Source organism: Hymenobacter lucidus, assembly GCF_020447265.1.
Classification (GTDB): Bacteria; Bacteroidota; Bacteroidia; order Cytophagales; family Hymenobacteraceae; genus Hymenobacter; species Hymenobacter lucidus.
The window spans coordinates 95,915-106,088 of sequence record NZ_JAJADR010000010.1; the positions used below are offsets into that span (position 1 = coordinate 95,915).

Here is a 10,174-nt window from a genome sequence, read left to right on the forward strand (position 1 = left end):
TCAAAAAAATATAGCCCAGCAGACACGACTACCCTGTCGGCATAATAGCATCTGCTGCTTGCCATCCTACCTGTAATGGCTTCTTAGAAGCACTTCATACATTCGCGTAACCCCGACGCCTGTGCTTCCTTAGTCCGCATGATTAGGGTTTGATAGGTACACCGGTTCATGGCCGAGCAGCCCTCACTGGCATGGTAGACTTCGGTGCGGCCATTGCCACAGATATATACTTTGGGACCACTGGATACAGCGGGGCGTGAGGCCACCTTGGCCTTTACCTTCCCCTTGGTGCTGCTGGTACTGGTCGTAGAGTGTTTAGCAGCGGAGGAAGAGTTGGCCGCCGCTTTAGGTTTACTCGTGGTCGTTTCCACGGCAACGACCGCTTCCTCGTTGGCCAGCTGTTGCTGGGCCAACGCAGACAAGCTATCCTGCACATAGTGAACCCGTGCGAGAATAACAGCCCGCAGGCTATCGGCCGTTGCCTGGCGCCGGCGAGCCATCTGCACGAGGCTATCCTGCCGGGCCGCTGCCTTCTGTTGGGCCAGCTGTCGGGCCTGTTGTTCTCGTTCACGGGCAGCAGTAGAGCGAGAACGGCTTTCCTGACTGTAGAACTGGGCCTCCTGCTCGTAAGGGGTTACCTCCCACTTGGGTTGCTGCGTGTGAATGCGCTGGATGTAGAGCGAGGATGTAACGTTGTCGAAGCTAAACTCTTTACCCGCTTGGCGGTACTGCAGGTGCGCCGCAGCTAAGGTCTGCTCCAGCGCCCGAATATCGGCAGCCGCGGCGCCGCGCAACTTGTTCTCCGGTGTACGCTTGCTGGCCACCGAATCCTGCCCGACCCGGAAATAGGTGACAAATTCGCCGGGCTTGTTGGCCCGATTTTTCAGGGCCTTCGAGCCGGCATGGGCCCCATTTACCAGCAAAATAGCGGCACTGCCGATCGGAAATTGGGCAGCGGCCAAGTACGGCAAAAGACAGAGCAGGCAAAGCAGTAGCTGTTTTTTCATATAGTAGAGATGTGAACCTCCAAGATAGAAAAAGTAGTGCAGCCAGTGGCTGTTCGTTGCCAAGCAGGAAGTCAGCATTGGGTGCGCTCTCGACCAACGTAGTTGTAAAAAAGCCCCAACGCACGAGGCGTTGGGGCTTTATCGAAACTTGATTCCCGGTGGATACCCTTAGTGAGCCACCAGCAACCGCTGATACGTGACCTGAGAACCTTGCAGCACGCGGACGAGATACACCCCGTTCTGCCACTGCTGGGAAGGGAGCGTAAGCGTATGCGAGCCACTGGCTTCATCGGCTTGGTTACGCAGGATGGTAACCGTACGGCCCAGCGCATCCAGCACGTCGATGGTCACGGGCTCGGCCGCACTCAGATAGTAGGAAAGCGTGCTGTTGCCCGTCGTTGGGTTCGGGAAGAGCTGCAGCGCCAGCGGCGGCTGGGCCGTCGATGTGCCCGTTACCACGTTGCGTGTGTACCAAATTGGCGACGTGACGATTCGGTCCCCATCCTGCTCGAGGATGATGGCGTAGTAATAGGCCGTACTGCCGGTGGTCAAGCTCGCATCCGTGAAAGTCAGCGCCGTGGTGGCGGAAACCGAGGTAACGGCCTGGGCCGGCTGCCCAGTGCCGGGCGTGCCCTTCATCAGGGTGATGGTGCGGATCGCTTCTCCGTCCACGTCATTCACCGAGAGCGCTACTGCTGGGGCCGCCGGGGCGGTGAAGATACTACCCATGGGCTGTCCGCCCAGGGTATAGGTGACTTCCGCGTTCCAGTCATCGGAGGCATAGAAGCCACGCTGGCGCAGTGCGGTCAGCAGCGCTTCCTTCGTCAGGCTGGGCGCAACCACGACCAGGCGGCCTTGCGTGGTGCGGTTAAAGGTCGTGTTGTGATTGTCGTGGTCCAGGCTGATGCCCACGTGGTAGCCTTTGGCCAACAGGGTCGTGAAGGTGCTTTCGTAACTACTGCCGGAGGGGTTCGTGTATGTCGTGTTGGTCGAGGTGGCCGGGCCGGAACGCAGCACGGTACCTACCACGGCCGAGTCGGCGGTGGCCCGGAAGCTGCCGGTGGCCAGGTTGTTGTAGTCCCCACTCTGCGGGTGAGCCAGCGTGGCAAACGCGTTGGGCCGCTTGTTGATCTGGCGGAACAGCCCGTCGTAATCGTTGCGCGCCACATATACGTCGTAGTTGCCGGTCTCCCAGCCTAGCAACTGGTCCACGCCGTAGACGAGCACGTGGCCGCCGCCGGAGATCACACCCCACTCCATGCCGTAAAGAGCTACGAACTGATTGTTGGTCGCCTGATCCGCCTGCTGCAGACCCCGGGCGTAGTTGGGCAACTGCATGCCGGCTTGCGCGTGGTTGTGGTCGGAGATGCCCAGGAAGTCCGAATGCAGGGAGGCATCGGCAAACTGGAAGTCCTGTAGGGGCGTGCTGGCTCCGGAGGCGCCTGCATCCTGATTACCGTCGGAATAGGCCGAATGCGCGTGCAGGTTGCCGAAGTAGAAGTTCGGTGTGCCCACCGGCGGTACGGGTACTACCAGTTGCGTGGTCGCCGGAGCGGTCGTCTTGAACACCGTGGCGCAACCCGTGCCCGCTAGCTCATACACGGCCGCATACAGGGTCTGGCCAGTAGGTAGACCATTCACGGTCACGGACGTGCCGTTGCCACTATAGACGACATATTCGCCTGCTGCCAGGGCCGTACCGGCGCCAAAGGAAGCATTGGCCGTGTAGGTAGTGCCCGCAGTGGGCAAGCTCGTCGGGGCTTGGCCGGCCCGCAGCACCACCAGGCGGCCCGTGCCCGAGCCGGGTTGCCACGAGAAGGTTGCCGAACGCGTACCCGTCAGCGTGGCCGTGGCCGCGGTAGTAGAGCTGGTCGGGACGGTGGCCAACACACACGGCTGGGTGGTAAACGAGCCCGTGGCGGCCGCCGTTTGCAGGTAGTTCGTTTCGCAGCCCGTACCGGTATAGCTATAGACCTGGTAGGTATAGGTGGTGTTGGGCTGCAGGCCCGTCACCGGCACACTGGCAGCGGGGCCCGCATACACGACATAGGCGCCATTACCCAGGGTAGCCCCATTCCCAAAGCTCCCGGCCGGGTACGTTACCCCATCCACTGGCAGGGCCGTGCTGGCGCCGGGCGCACGCACGACGACTAAGCTGGCGGAGCCGTTGCCGGGCTGCCACCCCAGCGTGGCGGTAGTGCTGGTGAGTGCGCTGGCCGTGGCCGCGGTCGGAGCCAGCGTAGGCTCGGGCCCCTGGGTACAGGGCGCGGTGGCGTAGATATTATCGAACAGGGCCGTTTCCGTGGCCGTGGTAGCGTGGTTCCAGAAGCAACCCAGGTAAGGCAAGGCTACCCCCGTGTAGGTGTCGTCCGAGCGGCTGCCTACGCGCGTGAACACGGCCGTGGCCGGGTCGTCAAAGCTGGTCGTATTGGCCGTCTGCTCCAGGGTCCAGGTATTCTCCTCCGCTGAATAGGTCACGCGCACCGTCGAGGCCGGACCGGTCGTGGCATTCGGTGCCACGACGACCGAAACCAGGGACTTGAGGTTTGTGTTGCCAATCAGGCCACCGGTGTAGCGCACTAGGCGCAGGCTGTCGCTGGCCCCCGTATTGCCGTAGACCACGGCGTAGCCGTTGCCCGTCAGCAGGTCGGCCGAGCTGCCGGCCAGCACAAAGGCCACCCCGTAGTTGTTGTTAAGGAAGCCCGAGGGGTTGAGCCGGGACTGCTGCATGTTCCAGGCCCAGGTCAGCTGGCCCGTGTTGCCGCTGAGCACCGGGTTGTAGCGGGTGCTCATGTCGCGGCTGACGAAGTCCTTGCCCAGTACGCCGCTACTCAAGCGCAGCTGGCCCGCGGTGATCGTGGCCCCGGTAGTGGAGGTCGTTTCGGTTTCACTCCAGCCGTTGCCCACGGCGGGACTATCGGTCCGGTTGAAATCGTCCAGTAGCGTGGGCGTTTGGGCGTGGAGTGCCCCGGTTGAGAGCAGCAGTGCGCCCAAGGTGAGCCCATGGCTCACGAAGCGGGTAAATAGGTGCATAGGAGAAAGGAAAAGAGTAGTCAGTGCAACGGTATTGGCATCCTTCATGCAAGGCGAACTACTTGATAGACAGTCGCTTTTTTGCAATAGGATACTCGTGCCAGAAGGTCTGGAAAGATACTCTACTTTCCTGTAGTGCCCGGAGAACAGGAAGCGCAGAGCCGTAAAATAACCATCAATACCAGGCATGTATTTCTTGAAACCTCTGTAGCTTTCGTATTCACTTGTACTACTATCCGGTGATTCCGATGAGGAATAGGCGCTTTGTACCAAACCTGCAGACACGAGGTCGAGCGCAATCTGCTTGGCTAGTGGTTCCAGCACTAGCGGTGCTGCTTCTGACGGTGCCTGCCCGAGCCCAGTCAGGTTCTGGTGCGTGGCCGTCAAACGTTCGCACGGGAGCCGTTGAGTTCACGGGCACGAATAAACTGCCCGAGACGACCAAGGGCACCTATTCGGCGCACGCGATGGGAATGCACTTGGAACAATGGTTTGGGCAGCATTTTCCCTTGCAACAGGCCACTGATCTACCGGAAACCTGGGGAACTGACTCGACCTGGGTAAAAGTGGGCGGTATACCAGGCCACCACCCAAGTGTTGCGCTCACGTTCATTTTTGTAGCCCGTGTAGAACGAACCGGCCACTATCGCTATCGCTTATACCACTGCCAAGTAGCTGCGGCAACGGGCGAAGGCCTGGTACAGGAAAGCGCGTTGGAGCGTGTGCTGGATGACACTGACTTTCTACCGGATCTTACACTCTTTTACCAGCGCTTGACCAGTAGCCTTGCGCAATTGCCACGTTGAGTAAAACCAAGTGTAATAAAGGGCTATAGGAATGTCCTCACGTCATTGCCAGCAATTGATTTGCAGTGGTCCATACACGCTGTTGATACAAGCCTGTATATACGAAGCGGCCCAATGCGTAAAGGCCAGCAGAAAGCAGGGCTATAGCCTTTAGTTCTCTCACGAGGCAGAATCTTATCCTTGCTCTACAGGATATTCTACCGTCAATGTCAAGGGTGTGGCTTTGATCGTGTCAAAAACCAGATCTGTTCCATCCGCTAGCCAGCCTTCTCGGGTTGCTTGCTGATAATACTGCTGAGCCTCTGCCGGCAGTTTCGGGATTAGGTTCTGCAGTACCGCTACGCTGGCGGTATAGTAATCTCTTACCCGGGCTAACTCGCTGATCTCACGGTTCACCCCAGACGCTTCAATACTGCCAATTACAATGTTTTTAACGAACTCAGCGTAACTGGCTGGGTCCGCTCGAAGCGCTGCGAGCATGGCCTGCTCATGCTGTTTACTCACTTCTAGTTCAGCAGCTGAGAGGTCGCTCACGATGGTGTAGTTGGCAGGAGCATTATCATCATCGACCAGCTCTACTTCAATGACAACTTTAATTTTTCGAGAAGAGGCCATGAAGATGTAAGCAACGAGGTGTATGCAGTGAGTAAGCGAGAGTACGGATGAGGGGATCAGAAACTCTGACGAAAGATACCACATTGTTTAAATAGGGCAAATTTGCCCTAACAATTCCTGTTGTTACCATCCTCCTTTGTGAGGTGAAATACCTTCGGGACCAAGAGAGTCTCTATCAGTTTGGACTTCGGCTGCGCCAGCTACGGAAAGCCAAGGGTTTCACGCAAGAAAGCTTAGCGGCGGCCGCTGAGTTGGAGTTTAGTCAAATCGGTCGTATCGAACGCGGTGTTATCAACACCAGCCTAAGCACCGTTTTCGTGCTGGCCCGTACCCTGGAGATTGATGTGCGGGAGTTGTTCGATTTTTCTATCCTCCCTTGAAGAAAGCTGACGCTTGCGTTCACTTGTGCCTCTTCACCTTGCCAAAACCGATGATTTGGTGCTAGCAGAATCGTGCAGTCTGAACGTAGAATATCCTGTTAAGACTTGTTGATTTAACAGGCTTCGTTGCTGCAAGGCATCTATGTGTACTTAGAACCACAGCAATAAAGTTCAACTCTGAGCATCAGGTGCCATTAGCCGTTTATTGGAGAAACCTATTTTCTTTCTAATTGCTTTTCTCAAAGGCCCTCAGAATTATTGAAGACATGCAATTCGAAGCCAATACAGCTCTGCTAAGGGTGAACGGCAATTGTTGTTAACAAAGACATAGCAAAAGCAAAAACCTCTCTCTGATCTCTTGATAGCAACAATTTTTGTTGCACTTGTGATAAGCTGTGTCGTGCAGCCAAAGCTAAGTCTTGATCGGTCTTTCTCGGTTTTATGCGCAAATGGTCCAACGAGTCAATTGGTTTACTAGTGTCTTTTATCTCAATAGAATCTGGTATGTCATCTGGCAGCGCTATGTGATCTAGCGCGGGAGGCTCAGACTTGATTATTTGGATTGCAGAGCGAATGGAATCAGCAACAGCTTCTCCATTAGCCGCAATATAAAATCCTGTAGAGCGGGTAGTGTAGTGTCCTAACCAGTCTTGTATATGTTCGGTAGGTACGTCTGCGCAATGCAACTGCGTAGCAAGGGTAGCCCGTCCACGGTGGCATGTTATCTGGCCCAGCGTATCGCACTCACTGATGCCAGCCTTACGGCACAGCAGAGGGATTAATACTCGGTTTATATAACTTCTGTTAATACTAAAGCCGTCCCAAGTAAATAAGAGGTTTACCAGTTCTCCGGTCGTTTCATCTCGTTGCTTGGGAGTGGTAGGCCGGCGCTTTTCCCAGGCCTCTATAGGCTTCCTTAATCGAGCGTCAACAGTCTTTTCAAATGCGTCGCCAGACTTATTCTTAGGTACATGCAAATCGATTATTCCCCCATCCATGCTTCGCTGGTTGGACAATGGCCTTCGACGTAGTGATAAACCATGTGTGCATCCAACAATCAGGCGCCGGATCTCGTCACCGCGCAATCCGGCAAATATCCACACAGCAGCCAGCGCTCGTACCATCTCTAACGGATAAGCAGCTTCCCTCTGATCGGCTTTCCAAGAATCCGTTGCCGAGGGAAGATCTGTATGTGTAAGAGACAAGCACGCGTGTTCCAATTTCTTCCATACCTGCCACTCAATCGGTCGTGGGTTCGGACCACACGCTTTGATAAGCTTTGCTGGAGTTTTTAAATATACAGCTGGACTAAAGGCAACAGGGAGCACATCAGCTGCTTGGCAATCAGTGAAGAAGCACCGTACCGCGTTAATGATTTGCGCGCGCACTGCTGGACGCATTTTTTCGCCTGGGCAAGCAGCCCGTTTGCGCTTTTGACGGTTCCAATCACCAACTGCCGCTTCACTGATGGTTTCGACGAACTCTTTAGCCATACCTGCCGTCCATTGTGCAGGATGGGCTGCTGTAGGGTACTTGGCTGCGGCCCAACGACCTGCTTTAGCAATCCGTGAGCGCTGCGCGGCTATAGTCCGTTTTCCTGCCCACGTAAGGGCACTCCAACGACTAATCGATTCTACCCATGCTGTCGGCAATGTATCTTTTGGTTTGTTGCTACAGACAATAGCACGGGGGATCCGGGGTGGTTTAGGGAGTTCAGGCTCAAAGGGCTCTGGCAGTATACTGAGACTGTAGAGTGCTTGCGCAAGCGCAATACAGCCTTGTTTTAGACCTTTTGAGAGTGATGCTTGTTCATAAGTTTGTTCTATCACCGTCATGGTGAGGTCTTCTAGAAAAGGGCTGCGATTAAGCAGCAACGCTAGACTTACACAGGTCGACAAGCCAACTATATTCCAGTACTTTACTTTACCTACTCGTGCTAGAGCTGCTTGCACTGTTTGCAGGCCCTCTACTACTTCACTATACCCAAGAATACTACGCGCGGATGATGCAACAACACAATCTGTAATGAGAGGATGAATATCAATATTACCTAATAAGTAGGCACAGCTGATGATATAGTGCCGCAAGTTTATACGGGACAAAAAACGTTCTTCCTGAAAAGCTTTATGTCGATTAATAAAATCTTGTTGGCTTTTGCCTACAATTTCTAACCATATGCCTTCGTCCCATGCCCATAAAGTTGACTGTCTTTCGTGTATCTCTCGGAGCAACAGCACACAGCATGAATAGGAAATCTTGGCTCCTTCGTCTGGAGAACAGCAGTAGGCAAAAACAGCTTCAATGGGATCGATAAGCCGCTGCATAGGCTTTAATTCATGTTCCCTGTCTTGTTGAAACCGCCTAGTGGCAACAGGTCGGTGGTGAATCCAATGAGCTAGCGAGTACTGCTCCAAGGGTGTTAGACATACCCCATGGTTCAACTCACCGTATATCTCTACCCACTCAGGCTCCTTCATGTGAACTATGATCGGCGGCGGCAATTCGGATTAACGCTTTTCCTATACTATCACGCACATCATCGCGGCGTGGATGGATATAGCGTAGCGTGCTACTAAGGTTTGCATGACCAGCGAAATGAGAAATTTCATGTAGCGCCCAACCATCTTCTGCTTTATTAGTGATACTTAAATGCCTAATTGTGTGGGTCGTAAGTCTAGGCAGTTTGGTTCTACTGGCAATGTCCTTCATAACACTTGTCCATGTCCAGATAGAAATATGTTGCCCCCGATTGCGCTTCGATTCTGATACAAAAAGCGCAGTATCCGGTCTAACTGGTCGTGTTGAGCGTGCGGCTAAATACTGAATGAGTAATCTTTTTGTCCCCTCGGAGAAGCGTACCCGTCGAGCTCTCCTAGTCTTTGTAGTTTCGTGGCGGATAGAAACAATATCTCCAGCACTGCCTATACCGACATCACTGATTAGTAGTGCGCACAATTCGCCTCTGCGTAGGGCACAATCATAAGCTAGCGAGAGCATTAACCGGTTTCGTAACGGTTCTTCGTATAGCACATCGATGACCTTATCCCACTGCTCAGCGTCGGGAACCCAAGCTCTTGTTAGTTTACCTCTAAAAGATAAACTAGCCTTGATCGGAGTAGTGGCACATATGTTCTCCTCTTTTAGGAAGCTATAATACAGCCGTAGTACTGCCAAACGGTGCTTGCGACTAGCGTCAAGTAATGATCGTTCTTTAAGACTAACAAAGTAATTTAATATCTCCTCTGAGGTTGCTAAGTGGTGGTCAATCTGGTGTTGAACACAATATTTAAAATAATCTAACAGCACATATGTGTAGGACATTACTGTGTTATCAGCACAGCCACAAGCTGATTTTGTCATCAACCAATTCGAAGCTGATGGGTAATCTCCTAAGAGAGAGATAATTTTTGCAAATTCCATTTGGATTATATTTAAATGTGACATGATTATTAAAAGTAGAGATTATATTCATAATTAAAAAACTGCTATTAAAGTTAATCGCGACGTTTTCACATAAAAGTTCATTTCACATTGGTATTATCACATTTCATACTGCTATTAATTTTAATAGCAGTATGAAGCCTTTGCACATTTATATTCCATTCTATTATATATTATGTGGAATATTAAACATCTATAAACTAGCCTTTTATGATTATATCTTATTACTAGACAGTTGTAATTTAAGATAGTAATCATTATTTATTTTGCGCTTAGTTATGCTATATTTGCGCACCATTTGTACTTAACTAATTCATCTAAAATATTCGTTGCATATCTACTGATAAACCCTAACCCCATGCTAGTCCCTGCATTTGCTCTATACATTCGTATCTAGTTTTTCTGACGTTTTGTACATATTTCATCTTTAAGTTTTCATGTATTAGCTGCTAAATGCCACTCAGCATGCTTTACTTTCAACTCCAGAGGATCTTATTTTGTAGTGTCAGGATGAATCAGCTGCTGATGTCTATATATAGTAAACTCTCTGTATGCCGTAAGAGCCTGCATACAGAGAGTAACTTCATCAACATCTTGTAGCTGGCCAATGCAACTGCTCTTTGCTTTTAGTCGATGCTATCATCTATCCGCATAACTGCCTTATGTATTAACTATTGGAATACACACAACTTATGAGCTGTCAGAATAGTCTTTTGTTGTTAGTTGGCAACGAAAAACGACCTTTTATCAGTGAGGCAAGACTTCCACACTCCTGATTGTGCTCCCAGTGGCTGGAGTAAGGGCTTTCCTAGTTGACTGATAAAAGGTCGTCGTAATCATCCAAAGTCCAAACTCCAAATTCTTTAGAAGGCTGCAAATCCATCCTAGTAAA

6 protein-coding genes are annotated in these 10,174 nt (G+C 52.1%); 1 reads left to right on the forward strand and 5 read right to left on the reverse strand.

Features of this window, described 5'->3' with window-relative positions; genetic code table 11:
- Nucleotides 1–83: 83 nt before the first annotated feature.
- The 3 genes from LGH74_RS22365 to LGH74_RS22375 form a co-directional block, all read right to left on the reverse strand.
- Nucleotides 84–1,007 carry a hypothetical protein gene (locus LGH74_RS22365; protein WP_226179956.1) on the reverse strand — a complete coding sequence of 308 codons (924 nt, stop codon included), beginning with the start codon at nucleotides 1,005–1,007 and terminating at the stop codon, nucleotides 84–86.
- A gap of 168 nt (nucleotides 1,008–1,175) precedes the next feature.
- Nucleotides 1,176–4,040 carry a T9SS type A sorting domain-containing protein gene (locus tag LGH74_RS22370; protein WP_226179958.1) on the reverse strand — a complete coding sequence of 955 codons (2,865 nt, stop codon included), beginning with the start codon at nucleotides 4,038–4,040 and terminating at the stop codon, nucleotides 1,176–1,178.
- A gap of 980 nt (nucleotides 4,041–5,020) precedes the next feature.
- Complete coding sequence (locus tag LGH74_RS22375) at nucleotides 5,021–5,461, reverse strand: hypothetical protein (protein WP_226179960.1); 441 nt, start codon at nucleotides 5,459–5,461, stop codon at nucleotides 5,021–5,023.
- Nucleotides 5,462–5,604: 143 nt separating this feature from the next.
- Here LGH74_RS22375 and LGH74_RS22380 point away from each other — a divergent pair, with 143 nt between their 5' ends.
- The gene (locus LGH74_RS22380) at nucleotides 5,605–5,841 is read left to right on the forward strand and encodes a helix-turn-helix domain-containing protein (RefSeq protein WP_226179962.1); all 237 of its coding nucleotides are present in this window, start codon (nucleotides 5,605–5,607) and stop codon (nucleotides 5,839–5,841) included.
- A 293-nt stretch (nucleotides 5,842–6,134) separates the two neighbouring features.
- Here LGH74_RS22380 and LGH74_RS22385 read toward each other — a convergent pair whose 3' ends face one another.
- Nucleotides 6,135–8,165 (reverse strand): site-specific integrase, encoded by a 2,031-nt coding sequence (locus LGH74_RS22385; RefSeq protein ID WP_226179963.1) that lies wholly within the window; start codon nucleotides 8,163–8,165, stop codon nucleotides 6,135–6,137.
- Nucleotides 8,166–8,304: 139 nt separating this feature from the next.
- Nucleotides 8,305–9,285, reverse strand: a complete 981-nt coding sequence (locus LGH74_RS22390) for a tyrosine-type recombinase/integrase (RefSeq protein WP_226179965.1) — start codon at nucleotides 9,283–9,285, stop codon at nucleotides 8,305–8,307.
- Nucleotides 9,286–10,174 lie beyond the last annotated feature (889 nt).

Coding starts and splice junctions, on each gene's coding strand:
- LGH74_RS22365 (WP_226179956.1), bottom strand. CDS start 1,007: ATGAAAAAACAGCTACTGCTTTGCCTGCTCTGTCTTTTGCCGTACTTG.
- LGH74_RS22370 (WP_226179958.1), bottom strand. CDS start 4,040: ATGCACCTATTTACCCGCTTCGTGAGCCATGGGCTCACCTTGGGCGCA.
- LGH74_RS22375 (WP_226179960.1), bottom strand. CDS start 5,461: ATGGCCTCTTCTCGAAAAATTAAAGTTGTCATTGAAGTAGAGCTGGTC.
- LGH74_RS22385 (WP_226179963.1), bottom strand. CDS start 8,165: ATGCAGCGGCTTATCGATCCCATTGAAGCTGTTTTTGCCTACTGCTGT.
- LGH74_RS22390 (WP_226179965.1), bottom strand. CDS start 9,285: ATGTCACATTTAAATATAATCCAAATGGAATTTGCAAAAATTATCTCT.